The 18,759-nt window shown below is 74.2% G+C and carries 20 protein-coding genes; 11 read left to right on the top strand and 9 right to left on the bottom strand.

Features of this window, described 5'->3' with window-relative positions; translation table 11 throughout:
• Window positions 1–111: 111 nt before the first annotated feature.
• From ACZ6Q9_RS17660 to ACZ6Q9_RS17645, 4 genes are all read left to right on the top strand, one after another.
• Window positions 112–1,158 carry a FecCD family ABC transporter permease gene (locus ACZ6Q9_RS17660; protein WP_393267439.1) on the top strand — a complete coding sequence of 349 codons (1,047 nt, stop codon included), beginning with the start codon at window positions 112–114 and terminating at the stop codon, window positions 1,156–1,158.
• 67 nt (window positions 1,159–1,225) lie between these two features.
• Window positions 1,226–2,329 carry a FecCD family ABC transporter permease gene (locus tag ACZ6Q9_RS17655; RefSeq protein WP_396830180.1) on the top strand — a complete coding sequence of 368 codons (1,104 nt, stop codon included), beginning with the start codon at window positions 1,226–1,228 and terminating at the stop codon, window positions 2,327–2,329.
• Between the two features lie 25 nt (window positions 2,330–2,354).
• A complete protein-coding gene (locus tag ACZ6Q9_RS17650) occupies window positions 2,355–3,266 on the top strand; it encodes an ABC transporter ATP-binding protein (RefSeq protein ID WP_396830179.1) in 912 nt (303 codons plus the stop codon).
• The gene (locus tag ACZ6Q9_RS17645) at window positions 3,266–4,210 is read left to right on the top strand and encodes an ABC transporter substrate-binding protein (RefSeq protein WP_393452540.1); all 945 of its coding nucleotides are present in this window, start codon (window positions 3,266–3,268) and stop codon (window positions 4,208–4,210) included. The genes ACZ6Q9_RS17650 and ACZ6Q9_RS17645 overlap by 1 nt, the downstream gene beginning before the upstream one ends.
• Before the next feature lie 80 nt (window positions 4,211–4,290).
• Here ACZ6Q9_RS17645 and ACZ6Q9_RS17640 read toward each other — a convergent pair whose 3' ends face one another.
• The 4 genes from ACZ6Q9_RS17640 to trmB form a co-directional block, all read right to left on the bottom strand.
• Entirely contained in the window at window positions 4,291–4,737 is a 447-nt protein-coding gene (locus ACZ6Q9_RS17640; RefSeq protein ID WP_396830324.1) for a DoxX family protein, read from the bottom strand.
• Window positions 4,738–5,135: 398 nt separating this feature from the next.
• Window positions 5,136–5,780, bottom strand: a complete 645-nt coding sequence (locus ACZ6Q9_RS17635; RefSeq protein ID WP_393267430.1) for a hypothetical protein — start codon at window positions 5,778–5,780, stop codon at window positions 5,136–5,138.
• Between the two features lie 118 nt (window positions 5,781–5,898).
• The gene (locus ACZ6Q9_RS17630) at window positions 5,899–8,403 is read right to left on the bottom strand and encodes a DEAD/DEAH box helicase (protein ID WP_393267427.1); all 2,505 of its coding nucleotides are present in this window, start codon (window positions 8,401–8,403) and stop codon (window positions 5,899–5,901) included.
• 113 nt (window positions 8,404–8,516) lie between these two features.
• Window positions 8,517–9,146, bottom strand: coding sequence for a tRNA (guanosine(46)-N7)-methyltransferase TrmB (gene trmB / locus ACZ6Q9_RS17625; protein ID WP_396830328.1), 630 nt, complete (start codon window positions 9,144–9,146; stop codon window positions 8,517–8,519).
• Window positions 9,147–9,371: 225 nt separating this feature from the next.
• Here trmB and ACZ6Q9_RS17620 point away from each other — a divergent pair, with 225 nt between their 5' ends.
• Together ACZ6Q9_RS17620 and ACZ6Q9_RS17615 are read left to right on the top strand one after the other, a co-directional pair.
• Complete coding sequence (locus ACZ6Q9_RS17620; protein ID WP_393456599.1) at window positions 9,372–10,028, top strand: hypothetical protein; 657 nt, start codon at window positions 9,372–9,374, stop codon at window positions 10,026–10,028.
• Between the two features lie 8 nt (window positions 10,029–10,036).
• Window positions 10,037–10,714, top strand: coding sequence for a class F sortase (locus ACZ6Q9_RS17615; RefSeq protein WP_396830323.1), 678 nt, complete (start codon window positions 10,037–10,039; stop codon window positions 10,712–10,714).
• A gap of 15 nt (window positions 10,715–10,729) precedes the next feature.
• On the opposite strand, the gene ACZ6Q9_RS17610 is transcribed toward ACZ6Q9_RS17615, so the two are convergent.
• The 3 genes from ACZ6Q9_RS17610 to ACZ6Q9_RS17600 all read right to left on the bottom strand — a co-directional run bounded on the left by ACZ6Q9_RS17610 (window position 10,730) and on the right by ACZ6Q9_RS17600 (window position 12,859).
• Complete coding sequence (locus ACZ6Q9_RS17610) at window positions 10,730–11,044, bottom strand: antibiotic biosynthesis monooxygenase family protein (RefSeq protein WP_357452010.1); 315 nt, start codon at window positions 11,042–11,044, stop codon at window positions 10,730–10,732.
• 28 nt (window positions 11,045–11,072) lie between these two features.
• Entirely contained in the window at window positions 11,073–11,870 is a 798-nt protein-coding gene (locus ACZ6Q9_RS17605; protein ID WP_357697607.1) for an exodeoxyribonuclease III, read from the bottom strand.
• A gap of 68 nt (window positions 11,871–11,938) precedes the next feature.
• Window positions 11,939–12,859, bottom strand: a complete 921-nt coding sequence (locus tag ACZ6Q9_RS17600) for a proteasome assembly chaperone family protein (protein ID WP_357452016.1) — start codon at window positions 12,857–12,859, stop codon at window positions 11,939–11,941.
• 421 nt (window positions 12,860–13,280) lie between these two features.
• Here ACZ6Q9_RS17600 and ACZ6Q9_RS17595 point away from each other — a divergent pair, with 421 nt between their 5' ends.
• The 3 genes from ACZ6Q9_RS17595 (at window position 13,281) to ACZ6Q9_RS17585 (ending at window position 15,177) form a co-directional block, all read left to right on the top strand.
• The gene (locus ACZ6Q9_RS17595) at window positions 13,281–14,126 is read left to right on the top strand and encodes a peptidase M23 (protein ID WP_393456204.1); all 846 of its coding nucleotides are present in this window, start codon (window positions 13,281–13,283) and stop codon (window positions 14,124–14,126) included.
• Between the two features lie 103 nt (window positions 14,127–14,229).
• On the top strand, window positions 14,230–14,373 hold the full coding sequence (locus ACZ6Q9_RS17590; protein WP_176737248.1) for a hypothetical protein: 144 nt from the start codon (window positions 14,230–14,232) through the stop codon (window positions 14,371–14,373).
• Window positions 14,374–14,409: 36 nt separating this feature from the next.
• A complete protein-coding gene (locus ACZ6Q9_RS17585) occupies window positions 14,410–15,177 on the top strand; it encodes an EcsC family protein (RefSeq protein WP_393456207.1) in 768 nt (255 codons plus the stop codon).
• A 73-nt stretch (window positions 15,178–15,250) separates the two neighbouring features.
• Here ACZ6Q9_RS17585 and ACZ6Q9_RS17580 read toward each other — a convergent pair whose 3' ends face one another.
• Both ACZ6Q9_RS17580 and ACZ6Q9_RS17575 read right to left on the bottom strand, forming a co-directional pair.
• Window positions 15,251–16,102 carry a GDSL-type esterase/lipase family protein gene (locus ACZ6Q9_RS17580; RefSeq protein ID WP_393456210.1) on the bottom strand — a complete coding sequence of 284 codons (852 nt, stop codon included), beginning with the start codon at window positions 16,100–16,102 and terminating at the stop codon, window positions 15,251–15,253.
• Between the two features lie 178 nt (window positions 16,103–16,280).
• Window positions 16,281–16,889 carry an antibiotic biosynthesis monooxygenase gene (locus ACZ6Q9_RS17575; RefSeq protein ID WP_396830322.1) on the bottom strand — a complete coding sequence of 203 codons (609 nt, stop codon included), beginning with the start codon at window positions 16,887–16,889 and terminating at the stop codon, window positions 16,281–16,283.
• Between the two features lie 158 nt (window positions 16,890–17,047).
• Here ACZ6Q9_RS17575 and ACZ6Q9_RS17570 point away from each other — a divergent pair, with 158 nt between their 5' ends.
• Complete coding sequence (locus ACZ6Q9_RS17570; protein ID WP_350682876.1) at window positions 17,048–17,311, top strand: DUF6343 family protein; 264 nt, start codon at window positions 17,048–17,050, stop codon at window positions 17,309–17,311.
• A gap of 12 nt (window positions 17,312–17,323) precedes the next feature.
• Window positions 17,324–18,736, top strand: coding sequence for an NADP-dependent succinic semialdehyde dehydrogenase (locus ACZ6Q9_RS17565; RefSeq protein ID WP_393456216.1), 1,413 nt, complete (start codon window positions 17,324–17,326; stop codon window positions 18,734–18,736).
• Window positions 18,737–18,759 lie beyond the last annotated feature (23 nt).

Raw genomic sequence — 18,759 nt, 5'->3', positions numbered from 1 at the left:
GCCGGGACGCGCCGCCGGGCGGCGGCGCGGCGGATCGACCACCGCTGGTTAGGCGGCCCTAACCGGGTGAGCTAAGGTAAGGCGAACCTAAGCGCAGCTTGCGGGAGACTTGTGACCACCCTCGCCACCCCACCGGCCCCGGCCGGCACCCGGCCCCGCGCGCATGGCGGCCGCCGGGCGGCGGTCGCCGTCGCCGCCGCGCTGGTGCTGCTGTTGGCCGTGCTGGCGAGCTTCGCGCTCGGCAGCCGGTCGCTCGCCGTCGACGAGGTGTGGCGCGCCCTGGTCGCCCCGGACGGCGGCGAGGCCACCACCATCGTCCGGGAGCTGCGGATGCCGCGCACCGCCCTCGGCCTCGCCGTCGGGCTGGCGCTCGCCGTCGCCGGGGTGCTCTTCCAGGCGCTGACCCGCAACCCGCTCGCGGAGCCGCGCATCCTCGGGATCAGCGCCGGCGCGTCGTTCGGCGTGGTGCTCGCCATCTCCGTCTTCGGCGTCGGCAGCCTCGCCGGCTACGTCTGGTTCGGCATCGGCGGCGCGCTCCTCGCCGGCCTGCTGGTCTTCGCCGTCGCCACCCGCGCCCGCGAGGGCGCCAGCCCGGTCACCCTCGCGCTGGTCGGCGCGGCCCTCGACGCCAGTCTCGCCTCCGTGGTGTACGCGCTGCTCAGCATCGACGCCCGCACGTTCGAGGACTACCGGTTCTGGGTGGTCGGCGGGCTCACCGGGCGAGATCTCTCGGTGGCCGCCCAGGTGCTGCCGTTCGTGCTCGCCGGGCTGGTGCTGGCCGCCCTCGTCGCCCGCGGCCTGGACGCCCTCGCCCTCGGCGACGACGTGGCCCGGGGCCTCGGGCACCGGATCGGGCTGGTCCGCCTCGGCGGCGGCGTCGCCGCCGTGCTCCTCACCGGGGCGGCCGTCGCCGCCGCCGGCCCGATCGCCTTCGTCGGGCTCGCCGTGCCGCACCTGGCCCGCGCCCTGGTCGGCGCCGACCACCGCTGGACCCTGTTGGTCTCCGCGCTGCTCGGGCCCGCGCTGCTGCTCGGCGCCGACGTCGTCGGCCGGCTGGTCGCCCCGCCCGGGGAGGTGCCGGCGGGCATCGTCACCGCCCTCGTCGGCGCCCCGCTGCTGGCCTGGCTGGTCCGGCGGGCGAAGGTGGTGACGGCGTGATCGGCCTCGCCCTGGTCGGCGCTCTGCCGCCCGCCCTGCTCGTTCCCCGCGCGAAGGTGGTGACGGCGTGACCGCCCCCGCCCGCCCCGCCACCCGGAAGCCGGCCGACCGGTCGACGGGCCGCCCCCGTGCCGGAGTCGTCGCGCTGCCCGGGCGCTCGCTGGTGCGCGTCGGCCCAGTCGCCATGCAGATCCGCCGCCGCTCGGTGCTGGTCGCCGCCACGCTGGTCGTGCTGCTGCTGGGCGCCGGGGTGCTCAGCCTCTCCCTCGGCACCCCGTACGTCGCCCCGGTCGACGTGCTGCGCGCCCTCTCCGGCGCCGGCACCCCGTACGACCTGGTCGTCTTCGACCTGCGGCTGCCCCGGCTGGTGCTGGCCGCGGTGGCCGGCGCGGCCTTCGGGGTCGCCGGCACGCTGATCCAGAGCGTGGCCCGCAACCCGCTCGCCAGCCCGGACGTCGTCGGCATCACCCAGGGCGCCGGCCTCGCCGCCACGGTGGCCCTGACCGGCGGGGCCGCCGCGGTGATCGTGGCGCCGGCGGCGCTGGCCGGCGGCCTGGCCGCCGCCGCGCTGCTGTTCGCCCTCGGCGCCCGGCACGGGCTGGCCGCCCAGCGGTTCGTGCTCGCCGGCGTGGCGGTCGCCTTCGCGCTGCGGGCCCTGACCGAGGTGGTCATGCTCACCGCCGACCCGATCGACGGGCTGCGCGCGCAGATCTGGCTGATCGGCACGCTCGCCGGCAAGGGCTGGACCGAGGCCCTCTGGATCGCCGGCACCCTCGTCGCGCTCCTGCCCGTGCTCGCCTGGGCCGGCTGGGCGCTGAACAGCACCGCGCTGGACGACGACACCGCCCGGGGGATCGGCCTGCGCCCGGTGGCCCGCCGGGTCGGCCTCGCCGGCACCGGGGTGCTGGCCGCCGCGATGGTCACCGCCCAGGTGGGCGCGGTCGACTTCGTCGCCCTGGTCGCCCCGCAACTGGCCCGGCGGCTGGTCCGCGCGGAGCGACCCCCGCTGGTCTGCGCCGCCCTGCTCGGGGCGCTGCTGCTGGTGCTGGCCGACCTGGCCGGCCGGCGGCTCTTCGCCCCCACCCAGCTGCCCGCAGGGGTGCTGACCGCCGCCATCGGCGGCCCGTACCTGATCTTCCTGCTGGTCCGCGGCCGCCGGCGTTCCTCGTGATGTCCCACCCTGGCAAGGAGGCATGATGCTCTCCACCCGCGACCTGGTCGCCGGCTACGACGAGCGGACGGTGCTGGACGGGCTCGACCTGGAGCTGCCCGCCGACGCGTTCACCGTGATCGTCGGGCCCAACGCCTGCGGCAAGTCCACCCTGCTGCGCACCATGGCCCGCCTGCTCACACCCCGGCGGGGCGCGGTGCTGCTCGACGGCGCCGCCATCCGGGACCTGCCGACCCGCGAGGTCGCCCGCCGGCTCGGCGTGCTGCCGCAGAGCCCGCTGGTGCCGGAGGGGGTCACCGTCGCCGACCTGGTCGGCCGGGGCCGGCAGCCGTACCAACGGTGGTGGCGGCAGTGGTCGGAGGAGGACAGCGCCGCCGTCGACCGGGCCATGGCGCTCGCCGACGTGGCCGGGTTGGCCGGCCGGGCCGTGGACACCCTCTCCGGCGGTCAGCGGCAGCGCGTCTGGATCGCCATGACCCTCGCCCAGGACACCGAGGCGCTGCTGCTCGACGAGCCGACCACCTTCCTCGACCTCGCCCACCAGGTGGAGGTGCTGGACCTGCTGCACCGGCTGCGCGCCGAGCGGGGCCGGACGGTGGTGGCCGTGCTGCACGACCTCAACCAGGCCGCCCGGTACGCCGACCACCTGGTCGCGATGCGGTCCGGCGCCGTGGTGGCCGCCGGGCCGCCCCGGGAGATCCTCACCGCCGACCTGGTCCGGGACGTCTTCGGGCTCGACTGCGTGGTCGTGCCCTGCCCGGTGACCGGGGCGCCCCTCGTGGTGCCCGCGCTCACCACTCCCTCGCTGACCCGGCCGTCCGACGTGGCCGACCTGGTCGGCTCAGCTCCGGCGGGACCGCCGCCCCAGGCGGCCCGCCCCCCGGCCGAGGACGCGCTCACCCCGCGCACCGGCTCGTACCCCTCGAAAGGAATCTGATGCGTCGTCTCGCCGCCGCTCTCACCGTGGCGCTGGCCCTCGGCGTCGGCCTCACCGCCTGCGGTGAGAGCGACCCGGTCGCCGGCACCACCACCGGGGAGACCCGGGAGATCACCCACGCCATGGGCACCACCAAGGTGCCGGCCGACCCGAAGCGGGTCGTGGTGCTCGACACCGACAAGATCGATACCGCGCTGTCCCTCGGCGTCACGCCGGTCGGCGCCGCCACCGCGGGCGAGGCGAAGAGCTGGCCGACCTACTTCGGCGAGGAGAAGCTCGCCGGCATCAAGGAGGTCGGGGTGCTCACCGAGCCCGACCTGGAGGCGATCAACGCCCTCAAGCCGGACCTGATCCTGGGCAGCAAGTTCCGCCAGGAGAAGTTCTACGACGAGCTGAAGGCCATCGCGCCGACCGTGTTCACCGAGAAGGTCGGCGTCACCTGGAAGGAGAACTTCCTCCTCGACGGCAAGGCGCTCGGCAAGGAGCAGCAGGCCAAGGACCTGCTCACCGCGTACGAGACCCGGGCCAAGGAGTTCGGCGCCAAGCTCGGCGACGCCGCCGACCGCAAGGTGTCCATCGTCCGCTTCATGCCGACCGAGATCCGGGTGTACGGGCCGGACTCGTTCTCTGGCATCGTGATCGGCGACACCGGCCTGGGCCGCCCCGAGCGGCAGCTGCTGACCGGCAAGGAGGACCGGCGGATGGACCGGGTGAGCCCGGAGCGCATCGGCGAGGTCGACGGTGACGTCATCTTCGTGACCGCGTACGGCGAGAAGGCCGCCGCCGAGCAGGCCAAGGTCACCGGCGGGACGCTGTGGAAGGCGCTGCCGGCGGTCAAGGCGGGCAAGGCGCACGTCGTCTCCGACGAGATCTGGATGACCGGCATTGGCGTCGGCGCCGCCAACAAGATCGTCGACGACCTGGAGAAGTACCTCACCGCCTGACCCATGTCCGCCCGGCCCGTCGGGCAACCGCCAGTGGTGGCCGCACCGTCCCCGGTGCGGCCACCACTGTGTTGTGCGGGTCAGGCCCGGCCGGCGGGGGCCGGTTCGGCGGCCCGGCGGCGGCCGGTCAGCAGGTGGTCGACGCTGAGCCGGCCGGCCCCGACCGCCGCCAGCAGCAGGCTCGCCGCGCCGAGGGCGAGGACCAGCTCGTAGCCGCCCTTGTCCACGAACAGGCCGTTGCCGGCGTGCACGAAGATGAACGCGCCGAGCATGTCCAGCGCGAGCAGGACGCCGGCGATCGGGACGACCGCGCCGAGGATCAGCGCCGCGCCGCCGAGCAGCTCGACGCCCGTGGCGAACCACGCGGACAGGGTCGGCAGGGGTACGCCGGCCTGGTCGAAGAAGGCGGCGGTCCCGTCGACGCCGTTGGTGACCAGCTTCTGCCAGCCGTGGGCGAAGAAGACGATGCCGACGCCGATCCGGGCGAGCAGCATCGCGACGTCACGGACGGTGGTGGGCAGGGTCATGGTTCTGCTCCTCATGCTGGGTGGACTGCCGAACGGCCGGTCGGGTCGACGCGCGCCGTGTCGCGGGCGGCCGGCCGCGACGCGACCGGCCGACGGAACACCTCGCCGGCCCGGATCTCGGTCCGCCGGGCCTGTCGGGTGCCGCCTGGGGACCACCGTACCGGCAGATGGTTGAAGGCTCAATGGTTGACGGGGAAAGTGATTGTCGCCGCGCCCGCCGATCGCCGTCCGAGCTGCGCGGTCGTGCCCGGAGAAAGTGGCCTCGGGGTCGCCGCCCGGGCGCGGTGGGCCGCCGGAACGGCGAACGCGCCACCCTCCGGGCGGTGTCGCCGGCTCCGGAAGGTGGCGCGTGTCGTGGCCCGGGGGCCCGTCGGAAGGGTGGGTGGGCGGTGGACGGGTCAGGCGGCCGTGGTCCAGATCGCCTGGAAGGCCGCCGCCTCGCCGGCCAGCCAGCGCTCGATCTGCTCGGGCCGGGCGTCGGCGGGCATGTGGTGGGCCTCGCCCCGGCGGACGTCCACCAGGACGGGCTCGGCGTGCGGGAGCACCGCGTCCATGTGCCGGGCCATCAGGTGCAGGGTGGCGAGCACCGCCTCCGGGCTGGGCGGGGCCTCGTCGAAGTGCAGGCGGACGGCCTCGGTGCGGCCGTCGGCGTGGCGTACGCCGAACTGGGGGTTGATCTTGACGGGCAGGTCGCCGAGCATGGCGAGCGCGTCGCGGGTCTGGGCGAGGTCGACGGCCCTCGGCTCGCCGAGGGAGTGCAGCCAGGCCTTCGCGCCGGGGACGAGGGCCTCGTAGAGCGGCCGCCAGCGGGGCTTGACCACGTCGACCACCTGTTCGAGGTGGGTGCCGCCGGTGTGGAAGGCGATGTCGGCCTTGAGCGCCTTGACGAACTGGCCGTGCGGGTTGAACCCGGAGCGGCTGGCCCGCTGCTTGCGCAGGCCTCCGACGAAGGTGGCCTTGGTCGGGCCGGTGCGGTCGACGTAGCGGGTGAAGCCGAGCAGGGTGGCGTAGGGGGTGAGTGGGGCGGAGGCGGGCGTGTTCACGGACGTCCTCCCAGGTCAGGACTTCGATTAGTACATACATTCTAATCGACGGGTGTGACATCGCCCAGGGAACAAAAGGGGCCGCCCGGGCATCCCGGACGGCCCCTTCGAAACAAATCTAGAGCTGGCCCACCGAGGTGATCCGGACCACCGCGGCGCCCGCCTCGTCGGAGGCGGCGAGGTCGACCTCGGCGCTGATGCCCCAGTCGTGGTCGCCCTCCGGGTCGTCCAGGATCTGCCGGACCGTCCACTTCTCCCGGCCCTGCTCGATCATGAGCAGCGCCGGCCCGCGCGCGTCCGGCCCCACCCCGACCGAGTCGTACGCCTCGAAGTACGGCTCCAGCGCGTCGGCCCAGGCGTCCGCGTCCCAGCCCGACGCGCCGTCCAGCTCGCCGAGGTCGTACCAGCGGCGCAGCGCGGCCAGCTCGACCCGGCGGAACAGGGCGTTGCGCACCAGCACCCGGAAGGCGCGGGCGTTGCGGGTGACCGCCGGGACGCGGTCGTCCAGCGCCTCGGCCGCCTCGGCGGCGTCGGTGGGGTTGCGCAGCCGCTCCCACTCGTCGATCAGGCTGGAGTCGACCTGGCGGACCAGCTCGCCGAGCCACTCGATGAGGTCGACCAGCTCGTCGGTCTTCGCGTCCTCGGGCACGGTCTGCCGCAGCGTCTTGTACGCGTCCGCGAGGTAGCGCAGCACGAGGCCCTCGGAGCGGGACAGCCCGTAGAACTGGACGTACTCCGTGAAGGTCATCGCCCGCTCGTACATGTCCCGCACCACGGACTTGGGGGAGAGCTGGTGGTCGGCCACCCACGGGTGGCCCTGCCGGTACATCTCGTACGCCGACTCCAGCAGCTCCGCGAGGGGCTTGGGCCAGGTCACCTCGTCGAGCAGTTCGAGCCGGGCCTCGTACTCGATCCCCTCGGCCTTCATCGCGGCGACCGCCTCGCCGCGGGCCTTGAACTGCTGCGCGGAGAGCACCTGGCGCGGGTCGTCGAGGATCGACTCGATCACCGAGAGGACGTCGAGGGCGTACGCGGGGGAGTCGACGTCGAGCAGCTCGATCGCCGCGAGGGCCAGCGGTGACAGCGGCTGGTTGAGGGCGAAGTCGAGCTGGAGGTCGACAGTGAGACGGACCCGCCGGCCGGTCTCGTCCGGCTCGTCGAGCTGCTCGACCACCCCGCCGGCGCGCAGCGCCCGGTAGATCGCGATGGCACGCCGGATGTGCCGGCGCTGGGCAGCCCGGTCCTCGTGGTTGTCGGTGAGCAGGTGCCGCATCGCCGCGAACGCGTCGCCGGGGCGGCCGATCACGTTGAGCAGCATCGAGTGGCTGACCTGGAAGCTGGACGTGAGCGGCTCGGGCTCGGCCTCGACCAGGCGCTCGAAGGTGGGCTTGCCCCAGCCGATCGACCCCTCCGGCGGCTTCTTGCGCACCACCTTGCGCCGCTTCTTCGGGTCGTCGCCGGCCTTGGCCAGGGCCTTCTCGTTGTCGATGACGTGCTCCGGGGCCTGCACCACCACCCGGCCGATGGTGTCGAAGCCGGCCCGACCAGCCCGCCCGGCGATCTGGTGGAACTCGCGGGCCTTGAGCAGCCGGGTGCGCACGCCGTCGTACTTGGACAGGCCGGTGAACAGCACGGTGCGGATCGGCACGTTGATCCCGACGCCGAGGGTGTCCGTGCCGCAGATGACCTTGAGCAGGCCGGCCTGGGCGAGGGTCTCCACCAGCCGGCGGTACTTGGGCAGCATGCCGGCGTGGTGCACGCCGATGCCGTGCCGGACCAGCCGGGACAGGGTCTTGCCGAAGCCGGAGGTGAACCGGAAGTTCCCGATCGCCTGGGCGATCATGTCCTTCTCGGCCCGGGTGCAGACGTTCACGCTCATCAGGGCCTGGGCGCGTTCCAGGGCGGCGGCCTGGGTGAAGTGCACGACGTAGACCGGCGCCTGCTTCGTCTCCAGCAACTCCTCCAGGGTCTCGTGCAGCGGCGTCATCGCGTACGAGAAGAGGAGCGGGACCGGCCGCTCGGCCGAGCGGACGACGGCGGTGGGCCGGCCGGTGCGTCGGGTCAGGTCGTCGACGAAGCGGGTGGTGTCGCCGAGCGTGGCCGACATGAGGACGAACTGGGCCTGCGGCAGCTCGATCAGCGGCACCTGCCACGCCCAGCCGCGGTCCGGCTCGGCGTAGAAGTGGAACTCGTCCATGATCACCTGGCCGACGTCGGCCCGGTCGCCCTCGCGCAGCGCCAGGTTGGCCAGGATCTCGGCGGTGCAGCAGATGATCGGGGCGTCGGCGTTGACGCTGGCGTCGCCGGTCAGCATGCCGACGTTGTCGGCGCCGAAGACCTCGCAGAGGGCGAAGAACTTCTCCGACACCAGGGCCTTGATCGGGGCGGTGTAGAAGGTGGTCCGGTCGTCGGCCAGGGCCGCGAAGTGCGCCGCGATCGCCACCAGGCTCTTGCCGGAGCCGGTCGGCGTATTCATGATCACGTTGGCGCCGGAGACGATCTCGATGACCGCCTCCTCCTGGTGGGGGTAGAGGTCGAGGCCGCGCTCCTTCGCCCAGCCGGCGAACGCGTCGTAGAGGGTGTCGGGGTCGGCGCTGGTCGGCAGCGCGGCGGTGAGCGTCATAGCGGGTCCCATGGTGCCTGGATCATGCCCCCGCGCGCCAACCGGCCCCGGCGGCGGTGGTGTTAGGAAGGGCCCCTTCTACAACAAAATCCGCTAGTAGGGGGCCCTTCCTTTCACCTTCGCCGGTAGATCAGGTCGAAGACCGGCCGGCCGGCCGTCAGGGCCCGGCGCTCGAACTTGGTGACCGGGCGGTGTGGCGGGCGGGGGGCGAAGCCGTCGTGCGCGTTGACCAGCCCCGGGTCGGCGTCCAGGGTCTCCCGCATCGCCTCGGCGTACTCGGCCCAGTCGGTGGCGCAGTGCAGGGTGCCGCCGGGTGCCAGCCGGGAGCGCAGCAGCGCGACGTGGGCCGGCTGGATGATCCGCCGCTTGTGGTGCCGCGACTTGGGCCACGGGTCCGGGAAGAAGACGTGCACCGCGTCCAGCGACGCCGCCGGCAGGCCCGCCACCAGGTCCAGCGCGTCGCCCTGCGCCACCCGCACGTTGCGCAGGCCGTGCCGGTCCACCAGGTCCAGCAGGTTGGCGATTCCGGGCGTGTGCACCTCGACCGCCAGATAGTCTCGATCCGGGTCGGCGGCGGCCATCGCGGCGGTGGTGTCGCCCATCCCGGACCCGATCTCCACCACCACCGGGGCCCGACGGCCGAACAGGCCGGCCAGGTCCACCGGCGTGCCGGGCTCGTCCGGGACGAGCAGGCCGTGGACCGGCCAGAGCCGGTCCAACGCCTCCGTCTGGCGGCTGCTCATCCGGCCGCGGCGCGGATGGAAGGTGCGGATGGTCCGGGCGGCGGGCGGCGCGGGCGCGGCGGCGGGAGAGTCGATGGAGGTCACAACGACCCGAGCGTACGCGACGACCGCGCCGGATCGGATGTGATGTTCGCCCGGGGATGAGAGGATCCATCCCGTACGGCAGACCGGGCTCCTGGTGTTGCCCGGCACTGCCTCAACGCGCCGGGAGGTGGCGTCGTGTCGGTGCACCGCGGTGGTCTGGCGCTGGCGATCGCGACCGCGCTCGCCGGCCCGCTGCTCGCGGCCCTGCCGGCCGGGGCCGCTCCGCCGACCACCGCCCTCCCCGCTGTCACCGCCCTCCCCGCTGTCACCGGCCGCCCCGTTGCCGCCGGCCTTCCCGTTGTCGCCGGCCTCCCCATCGTCGGATTGCGGGCGGAGCCCGCGCCGGGGGGCCCGCCGCAGCCGAAGCCGCCGGAGCCCGCCGTCTTCGTCGAGGTCAGCCCGAGCACCGTGCAGCCGGGCTTCCTCGTCGGCATCCGGGCCAGTTGCAATGACAACTCGATCCCCGCGATCGTGGTCTCGGACGCCTTCGGCCGGGTGCAGGTGCAGCCGCAGCGCGGGCTGCTGACCGCCGCGCCGATGGTGCGCGAGCGCACCCGGCCCGGCAACTACCGGGTCAAGCTGGAGTGCCCCGACGGGGCGACCGCCTCGACCATGCTCCAGGTGGTCAAGGCGGTGAAGCCCAGTCGCGGCCCGGCGACGGGCTTCGGCGGAGGCGACGGCGGGTTCACCGGCGGGCTGCTGCTTCCCGGTGGTCTCGCGCTGACCGTGGCCGGCATCGTCCTCGCGGTGGTCGCGGCGCGTCGCCCGCGCTCCGTCCGTGACGCCGCCCGACGCTGAGCCCGCCCATGGCCACCTCGCCCGCCCCCCAGCCGCCCGCCGCAGCGGCCCGCCGGCGTCCGCCGCCCGGACGCCGCCCCTGGTCGGTGCCGCTGGCCGTGGTGCTGGTGCTGGTCGGGGTCTTCGCCACCGGGGCGGGGCTGGGGCGGACGGCCGGGCCGTTCGACTGGGCCGCCGGCGCGGGGGAGTCACGTCCGGCCCGCGGCGAGAGCGGCGCCCTGTCGGCCAGCCGGCCCGTACGCCTGTCGATCCCCTCGATCGAGGTGGCCGCGCCGGTGGCGCCCGTGGGCGAGGCCCGAGACGGCTCGATCGCCGTCCCGCCGCTGGACCGGGCCGACGAGACCGGCTGGTACGACCGGGGCCCGACCCCGGGCGAGCCGGGCCCGGCGGTCATCGTGGGGCACGTGGACACCAGGAGCGGCCCGTCGGTCTTCTACGACCTGCACAGGCTGCGCCCGGGTGACACGGTCGAGGTGACCCGGGCGGACCGCTCGGTCGTGGTGTTCCGGGTCGACTCGGTGGAGCACTTCCCGAAGGAGCGGCTGCCGGCGGAGCGGGTCTACGGCGACGAGGGCCCGCCGGGTCTGCGCCTCATCACCTGCGGCGGCGACTGGCTCGGCGGCCGGACGGGCTACGCCGACAACATCATCGCCTTCGCCACCCTGCTCTCCTCCCGCCCCGCCTGACCCACCCGGGACGGGTCAGGGGCGGGGCGGGACCTGCTGGACGACCTCGAACTCCAGGAGGCTGGCGCCCGAGGCGACCGGTGGGCGCCGCTCGCCCGTGCCGGCGTGGGCGGCGCGGGAGGGGCCGGCGGCCCACGCCTGGTAGGCCTCCTCGCTCTCCCAGCGCGTGTAGACGAAGTAGCGGTTCTCCCCGGCGACCGGGCGGAGCAGCTCGAAGCCGAGGAACCCGGGGGAGTTCTCCACGGCGCCGGCCCGGGCGGCGAACCGCTTCTCCAGCTCCTCGCCCGCGCCGGGAGGGACGTCGATCGCGTTGATCTTCACGACTGCCATGGCTCCACCCTAGTCACGCCGTCGGGGCTCAGAACGACTCGACCGCCGGAACCAGGTCGGCGTCCACCACGATCGGGGCGTGGTCGGACGGTCCCTTGCCCTTGCGGGCCTCCCGGTCCACGTACGCCGAGCGGACCGCCCGCGTGAACGGCGCCGAGGCGTACACGAGGTCGATCCGCATGCCCTTGTTCTGGTGGAACATCCCCGCCCGGTAGTCCCAGTAGGTGAACGGGTGGGGGCCCTTCATCGGGGTGGGCACCACGTCGGAGAGCCCGAGGTCGCGCAGCGCCGCGAGGGCCGCCCGCTCGGCCGGGGTGACGTGCGTGGAGTGGGTGAACACCGCCGGGTCCCAGACGTCGGCGTCGGTCGGGGCGACGTTGAAGTCACCGCAGACGGCCAGCGGCACCCCGCTCGCCAACTCCGTCTCCAGGGCGTCCCGCAGCGCCTCGAACCAGGACAACTTGTACGCGTAGTGCGGGTCGTCGGGCGTGCGGCCGTTCGGCACGTACACCGACCAGACCCGCACCCCGTCGCAGGTCGCGGAGATGGCCCGGGCCTCCGGCTCGGGGAACCCCGGCTCGCCCGGGAACCCCACCACCACGTCGGCCAGGCCGACCCGGGACAGGATCGCCACCCCGTTCCACCGGCCGTCGCTGTGGCTGGCCACGCGGTAGCCCAGCTCGCCGACCTCGGCCACCGGGAAGGCCCCGTCCGGGCACTTCGTCTCCTGCAGGCAGACGACGTCCGGCCCGGTGCCGGCCAGCCACTCCAGCAGCCGGGGCAGGCGGGCCTTCACCGAGTTCACGTTCCAGGTCGCCAGGCGCATGGGTCCAGCCTGCCCCATCCGCGCCCGCGCCGCCGCGTCAGCTTCCGGGGTGTCGCGCCGGCGACCCGTCAGGTGTTCGGGGTGTCACCCGGGCGGGTCTGCTCGGCCAGGAACCGCTCCAACTCGGCGCCCAGCTCGTCGGCGGTCGGCAGCGGCCCCGTCTCCTTGGCGAGCAGGCTCCGCTCGCCCCGGCCGCGCGCGAACGCGTCGTACTGCTCCTCGAGGGCCTGCACCAGCTGGGCGGCCTCGTCGGTCTGCGCGACCTGCCGGTCGATCTCCAGCCGGACCACCTCGGCGGCCGAGCGCAGCCCGTCGCGGGGCAGCAGCAACCCGGTGCTGCGGGACACGGAGGCGAGCAGCACCTCGGCGGCGGCCGGGTACTCGGTCTGCGCCACGTAGTGCGGCACGTGGGCGGCGAAGCCCAGGGCGTCGCGGCCCAGCTCGCCGAGGCGGAACTCCAGCAGGTGCCCGACGCTGCCCGGCACCTGCACCCGCTGCAACCACGGCTCGTAGCCGGCGATCAGCTCGCGCCGGGTGGCGTGCGCGGTCACCCCGGCGGGACGGGTGTGCGGCACGGCCATCGGGATCGCGTTGAGCCCCACGGTGAGCCGGACGTCCAGCCGCGCGGTGAGCGCGCCGACGGCGGCCACGAAGCGCTCCCACTGCAGGTCCGGCTCCGGGCCGGTGAGCAGCAGGAAGGGCGTCTCGTCGTCGTCGCGCAGCACGTGCAGCTCCAACGCCGGGGCGTCGTACGACTCCCAGTGGTCCTCGACGAAGGTCATCACCGGCCGGCGCGAGCGGTAGTCGAAGAGCTGGTCGACGTCGAACCGGGCGATCGGGCGGGCGTCCAGCGAGGTGAGCAGCTGCTCCCTGGCCAGTCGGGTGGCGCTGCCGGCGTCGACGAACCCGGTGAGGGCCTGGATCAGGACGGGCTGACCGAGGTCGGGCAGCTCGTCGATGAGTTCGTAGAGCTCGTGTGGGTCGAGCACCGGTGCGGACCTCCCTGGTCGTGCGTACGGGTCGCCGCGTGGGGACGGCACCCGTTCGGGGAACGTACCCGCCATCCTCGTGCATTCCTGCCGGCGGCTCCCGCGGGGCCGCTGCGTGATCAGCAATCAGGGCGTATCCCCGCAACTCCACCGTCGGGTGCCCAGCGATGACCGTGGGGTGGAGCAGCCTATCGGCCGAAAGGGTGAACTCGGGGATCATGCACTCGGCGTCGACGCTTCGTCCCTCTTCCGTGCGACCAGGGGGCGCGCGGGTGCCACCGCGAGGTCTGCCCGGTACGCGAGGTGCGTCCCCGGCTGGCCCTGGAACGGCCGAGGCGTCCCGCGGGTGGGGGCGCTTTCGTGAAAAATGCCACGAGATCACCCGGGGTGATCGGAGTTTGGGTCTGCCTAGCCTCGGCTGATGCGTGACGACCGCACCCTCGACCATCAGATCACCCCCGGTGACCCGATCGACCGTTCGGACGATACCCCCTCGCACGATCGGCCGGCTGGCCTCCGTTCCGTCGGGACGTACGCCCGGATGCTGCTGCCCGCACCGGCCCGGGCGCGGGTCGCCCTCGCCGCCGGCGTGCTGTGCTGCCTCGGCCTGACCGCCGTCGCCCAGGGCGCCCGGGACGACTCCGCCGCCGACCCGGCCCCCGTCGCCGCCCCCTCCGCGCTCGCCGAGCGCGCCGAGGCGGACGCCGCCTCCCGCGGTCTGGAACGCGCCCCCGCCGCCACCCCCGCCAGCCCCACCCCCGCCGCCGACCCGGACACCGCCACCCCCGCCCCGAAGAAGACCAAGCGCAAGCCCGTCGACCCCGCCCCCGTGGCCGGTCTCGACAACGCCCAGATGGAGAACGCCGAGGTGATCGTGCGGACGGGGCGGAAGATGGACATGCCCCGGCGCGCGTTCGTCATCGCGGTCGCCACCGCGATGCAGGAGAGCAACCTCTACAACGTCGCCAGCGGGGTGCTCCCCGAGTCCCAGAACTACCCCCACCAGGGCATCGGTTGGGACCACGACTCGGTCGGGCTGTTCCAGCAGCGCTCCAGCAGCGGGTGGGGCGAGGTGGGGCAGCTGATGGATCCGGAGTTCGCCACCCGGCAGTTCCTCGCCGCGCTGGCGCAGGTGCCCGGCTGGCAGCAGATGCGGCTGACCGACGCCGCCCAGGCGGTGCAGATCTCGGCCTACCCGGAGCACTACGCCAAGCACGAGTGGCGGGCCACGGAGGTCGTCGAGGCGATCCTGGAGGCCGGCCAGTAGTCTTCCGCCGACCACAGTGGACGGTTGCGGTTCGGGTGTCCGGGGTACGGATGTTGTCGTTCCGAGGTACACATGGAAGAGGCACCACCGACAGGAGGACGACATGTCTCTGATGCAGCGGATCAGCACCTTCCTGCGCTCGCCGAAGGGCCAGCAACTGGTCGACCGTGGCCGGCGTGAGCTGGCCAAGCCCGGCACCCAGCAGAAGCTGAAGGGCCTCGCGGCCAAGCTCCAGAACCGCCGCTGACCCCCCCGACGACCTCTCCGACCCCCGGGAGAACCCGTGACCGATTCCGCGCCCGCCGACGGCCAGCCCGCCCAGCCCGCCGCGGGAGCGCCCCAGCCGCCGGCGGTGGTGCCGGCGCCTCCGCAGGAGGTCCCCGAGGCGCCGCCGCTCAAGCTCTGGGACCGGATGCGGGAGGATCCGCAGTACGCCCCGGAGCACCTCGCCCTGGAGGCCGTGCGCCGGCTGGGGCCGGAGGCGGCGCAGTGGGCCGCGCGGGCCCGGGCCGAGCAGCCCGGGGCCTCCGTCGAGGCCCTGGCGGAGCAGGCCGTACGCAAGTTCGTCAACCACGCCCGGCTCTCCGGCGCCGTCTCCGGGGCGGCCGGGCTGCCCGGTGCCGTGATCGACGTGGGCGTGCTGGCCTGGACCCAGGCCCGGATGGTGCTGCACGTCGCCGCCGCGTACGGCGTCGACCCGCGGCACCCCGATCGGGCCACCGACCTGCTCGTGCTGCAGAAGGTGCACAAGGTGGCCGAGAGCGCCCGGCTCGCGCTCGGGGTGGCCGCCGGGCGGGAGCGCGCCGGCGCCCTGTTCGGCAGCGGCGGGCAGAACCCGCTCGGCAGGGTGATGCTGCGCCTGGGCGTACGCCTGGCCCAGATGGCCGGGGTGCGCGCGGCGAAGCGGCTCTTCGCCAAGGTGGTGCCCGGGGCGGCGATCATCCTCGGCACCTGGGCCAACTCGTCGGCCACCAAGGACCTGGCCGTGCGTTCCCGCGCCCTCTACCGCCACTACGGCACCCTCGCCGTCCCCGAACCCCGCCGACCCTGACCCCTCGGGTCGGCTCTCCGTCCGCGCCGGTTTCCCGACCGGTCCGCGCCGGCGACGACCCGGTCTGGGTCGGTCAGGAGGCGAGGCCCGAGGCGCGCCAGGCCACGTCGGCCAGGCGGTCCTGGCCGGCGGCGTTGGGGTGGAACCAGTCCAGCGGGTTGACGAGGTCCAGGTCGAACCGCACCCGGTGCACCGCCCCGCCGTCGTAGCGGCAGCGTGAGCCGTACGCCTTGCAGGCGGCGGCGAGCTGGGCGTTGTAGTCGTCGATCCGCTCCCGGACGGCCGCCCGGCGGGCCCGGTCCAGCGGGTCCGTCGAGGCCGGGTCGGCCAGCAACGCCGGGCATACGCCCCGCTTCCAGGCCCGGACCGCCCGGGCGTCGGTGTGCCCGACCTCCCAGAGCCGGTACAGGTCCGGGATGCTCACCACCAGCACCCGCGCCTTAGGCCGGCCCTGCCGCAGCACCCGCAGGCCCCGGTCCACCTCCGCGCGGAACCGCGTCACGGGCGTCATCGCCTCGATGCCGCCCCGGCACACGTCGTTGGCCCCGATCAGCACGGTCACGTGGTCGACGCGGTCGCGTACCGCCTGCTGGGCCTGTCCCTCCAGCGACGCCGCGCGCGCTCCCGGGCGGGCGTGGTTGTAGGCCCGGCCGCGGATGGCGGGGGTGCGGTCGAGCAGCCGGCGGTAGAGGCTGTCCACGCGCAGCCCGTCCCCGGTGGACCACGAGTTGCGCTGGCACGAGGTGAGCACCAGGCAGGAGCCGAAGCCGGTGCTGATCGAGTCGCCGAGCGCAGCGATGCCGCCGGACGCGCCCGGCGACGGTGTCTCGCGCGGCGGGCGGGAGCCGGAGTCCCCGCCGCCCTCGCAGGCGAGGGCGACCAGTGCCAGCAGACAGGCGACGGCGGCGACCCAGCGTCGAGGCATCTCTTCCCCAGTCCCGCAGCGGAGAGCAACAGCGCGGTAACTGTACGCGCGGGTCGGGGTGCGGTCACCCGCTGCTGTCGGCTATGCGGCACAGCCCTGTTCCGCCGCGCCTCGACCTGCTAATGGCCGCGCCTCGACCTGCTATTGGCAGCCCGCGTGCGAGGCGGGCGACGGGGTGTCAGCGGGCCGGGCGCCACGGCGGGCGCTGCCCGTGCAGCCACCAGTGCAGGGACGCCGTGATCCGGGGCAGCACCAGGTAGGTCATCAGCGGGGTCAGCGTGAGGGTCATCAGCAGCACCCGGGCGGCCAGCGGCACGTCGGGGAGGAGCCGGCTGGTCAGCAGCGTCGCGGTGAGGCTGAGCGGGAAGAAGGCCAACCAGATCGTCACGGCCTGCTTCCAGCGCGGCGGGGACGGCGGCACGGTGGGATCGGCGCTGACCGGCACCGTCTCGACGGCGTGCTCCCGCGGCGGGTCGAACCAGCCCTCGATCCCGGTGCGCCGCTCCACCCGGGTGTGCTCCACGATGCCCTGCGCCGAGGACAGCCACCAGTGCCGCTGCGGCGACTCCTCCCACCGGCGCAGCGTCTCGTGGTCGGCGAAGCGGTAGATGATGTGCCACTCGCCGGAGCCGGGCGCGCTGCGTACCCAGCCCGAGCCGAGGAACCCCGGGAACGCCTCGGCCAGCGCCGTGCCGGCCCGCATCCAGGCCACCATCTCGCTGGTCCGGGCGGGATCGGTGCGCCGCGCGACGGCGACGGTCACCGGCAGGGCGTGGGTCATGGTCATGCCGACCATCCTCCCCGGCCACGGCGGGATCCGGCGGCTCATGGCACACGGGTGTAACGCACCTTACCGGCGGCGTGACGCGGCCCACGCGACCCGCGGCGGGGGCCCGGGTGGCCGCAGAGCGGGTTAAGCCGGCCGATCGGGGGTAGGTCCGTGCAATGACGAGATCGCAGCCCCGGCGCGCCCGTGGCACGGTCGGCCACGCCTACAGCGCGCTCAACATGCGGCTCCTGCTCGCCGGGTTCGGGCTGGTCACCATGGCCGTGTTCGCGGTGCTGGCGTTCCGCGCCGACCTGGTGTGGCTGGGGGTCCTCTGCGTGGTCTTCGCGGTGGTCGCCGTGGTCGACCTGATCATCATCCAGCGCCGCCGTGCCGCCCGCCGCCGGGAGGAGCCGGGCGCCCGCCACTCACTCTTCGAGTGACAGGAGTACGAGATGCCCATCGCGACCACCAACCCCGCCACGGGACAGGTGCTCAAGAGCTACGACCCGATGACGGCCGAGCAGATCGACGCCGCCATCGAGCGCGCCGACCTGGCGTACCGCCAGCTGCGGGGCACCACGATCGTGCAGCGCGAGCGGTGGCTGACCGCGGCGGCCGACCTGCTGGAGGCCGAACGAGACGAGACCGCCCGGCTCATGACCACCGAGATGGGCAAGACGTACGCGGCGGCCAAGGCCGAGGTCACCAAGTGCGCCACCGCCTGCCGCTTCTACGCGGCGAAGGCCGCCGAGTTCCTCGCCGACGAGCCCGCCGACGCGACGGCGGTCAAGGCCACCCGGGCGTTCGTCCGCTACCAGCCGATCGGGCCGGTGCTCGCGGTGATGCCCTGGAACTTCCCGCTCTGGCAGGTGATGCGCTTCGCCGCGCCGGCGCTGATGGCCGGCAACACCGGCCTGCTCAAGCACGCCTCCAACGTGCCGCAGACCGCGCTGCTGCTGGAGGACCTCTTCCGCCGTGCCGGCTTCCCGGAGGGGGCGTTCACCACGCTTCTGGTCGGCTCGGCCGAGGTCGACCGGGTGCTCAGCGACCCCCGCGTACGCGCGGCGACGCTGACCGGCAGCGAGCGCGCCGGCCGCTCGATCGCCCAGATCGCCGGCCGGGAGCTGAAGAAGACGGTGCTGGAACTGGGCGGGAGCGACCCGTTCGTGGTGATGCCCTCGGCGGACCTCGACCGGGCCGCCGAGGTCGCGACCACCGCCCGCTGCCAGAACAACGGCCAGTCCTGCATCGCCGCCAAGCGGTTCATCGTGCACGCCGACGTGTTCGACGCCTTCGCCGGGAAGTTCGCCGCGCACATGTCGGCCCTGCGGGTCGGGGACCCGATGGACCCCGACACCGACGTCGGCCCGCTGGCCAGCGAGGGCGGGCGCGACGAGATCCACGCCCAGGTGCGGGACGCGGTCGACAGGGGCGCCACGGTGCTCTGCGGCGGCGAGCCGCCCGCCGGCCCCGGCTGGTTCTACCCGCCGACCGTGGTGACCGACCTGAGGCCGGAGATGCGGATGTGGTCCGAGGAGGTCTTCGGCCCCGTCGCCGGCCTCTACCGCGTGTCGTCGTACGACGAGGCGATCGAGGTGGCCAACGGCACCGCCTTCGGGCTCGGGTCGAACGCCTGGACCCGGGACCCCGACGAGCAGGAGCGCTTCGCCACCGACCTGGACGCCGGCAACGTGTTCGTCAACGGGATGACCACGTCCTACCCGGAACTGCCCTTCGGCGGGGTGAAGAACTCCGGCTACGGCCGGGAACTCTCCGCGCTGGGCATGCGCGAGTTCTGCAACACCAAGACCGTCTGGGTGGGCGAGGGGGCCGCCACGGCCGGCGCGGGCGCGCACGCCGAGTAGCAGCGCGAGCGGGGGACAGCTTT

It is taken from the genome of Micromonospora sp. NPDC049139, assembly GCF_055586845.1.
The sequence above is the reverse complement of the archived record's forward strand: the minus strand, read 5'-3'. Positions and strand labels throughout refer to the sequence as shown.

Excerpts from the sequence above, each read along its gene's own strand:
- ACZ6Q9_RS17650 (WP_396830179.1), top strand. The coding sequence starts at position 2,355 with ATGCTCTCCACCCGCGACCTGGTCGCCGGCTACGACGAGCGGACGGTG.
- ACZ6Q9_RS17645 (WP_393452540.1), top strand. The coding sequence starts at position 3,266 with ATGCGTCGTCTCGCCGCCGCTCTCACCGTGGCGCTGGCCCTCGGCGTC.
- ACZ6Q9_RS17640 (WP_396830324.1), bottom strand. The coding sequence starts at position 4,737 with ATGACCCTGCCCACCACCGTCCGTGACGTCGCGATGCTGCTCGCCCGG.
- ACZ6Q9_RS17630 (WP_393267427.1), bottom strand. The coding sequence starts at position 8,403 with ATGACGCTCACCGCCGCGCTGCCGACCAGCGCCGACCCCGACACCCTC.
- trmB (WP_396830328.1), bottom strand. The coding sequence starts at position 9,146 with ATGAGCAGCCGCCAGACGGAGGCGTTGGACCGGCTCTGGCCGGTCCAC.
- ACZ6Q9_RS17615 (WP_396830323.1), top strand. The coding sequence starts at position 10,037 with ATGGCCACCTCGCCCGCCCCCCAGCCGCCCGCCGCAGCGGCCCGCCGG.
- ACZ6Q9_RS17610 (WP_357452010.1), bottom strand. The coding sequence starts at position 11,044 with ATGGCAGTCGTGAAGATCAACGCGATCGACGTCCCTCCCGGCGCGGGC.
- ACZ6Q9_RS17605 (WP_357697607.1), bottom strand. The coding sequence starts at position 11,870 with ATGCGCCTGGCGACCTGGAACGTGAACTCGGTGAAGGCCCGCCTGCCC.
- ACZ6Q9_RS17595 (WP_393456204.1), top strand. The coding sequence starts at position 13,281 with ATGCGTGACGACCGCACCCTCGACCATCAGATCACCCCCGGTGACCCG.
- ACZ6Q9_RS17590 (WP_176737248.1), top strand. The coding sequence starts at position 14,230 with ATGTCTCTGATGCAGCGGATCAGCACCTTCCTGCGCTCGCCGAAGGGC.
- ACZ6Q9_RS17580 (WP_393456210.1), bottom strand. The coding sequence starts at position 16,102 with ATGCCTCGACGCTGGGTCGCCGCCGTCGCCTGTCTGCTGGCACTGGTC.
- ACZ6Q9_RS17575 (WP_396830322.1), bottom strand. The coding sequence starts at position 16,889 with ATGACCATGACCCACGCCCTGCCGGTGACCGTCGCCGTCGCGCGGCGC.
- ACZ6Q9_RS17570 (WP_350682876.1), top strand. The coding sequence starts at position 17,048 with ATGACGAGATCGCAGCCCCGGCGCGCCCGTGGCACGGTCGGCCACGCC.
- ACZ6Q9_RS17565 (WP_393456216.1), top strand. The coding sequence starts at position 17,324 with ATGCCCATCGCGACCACCAACCCCGCCACGGGACAGGTGCTCAAGAGC.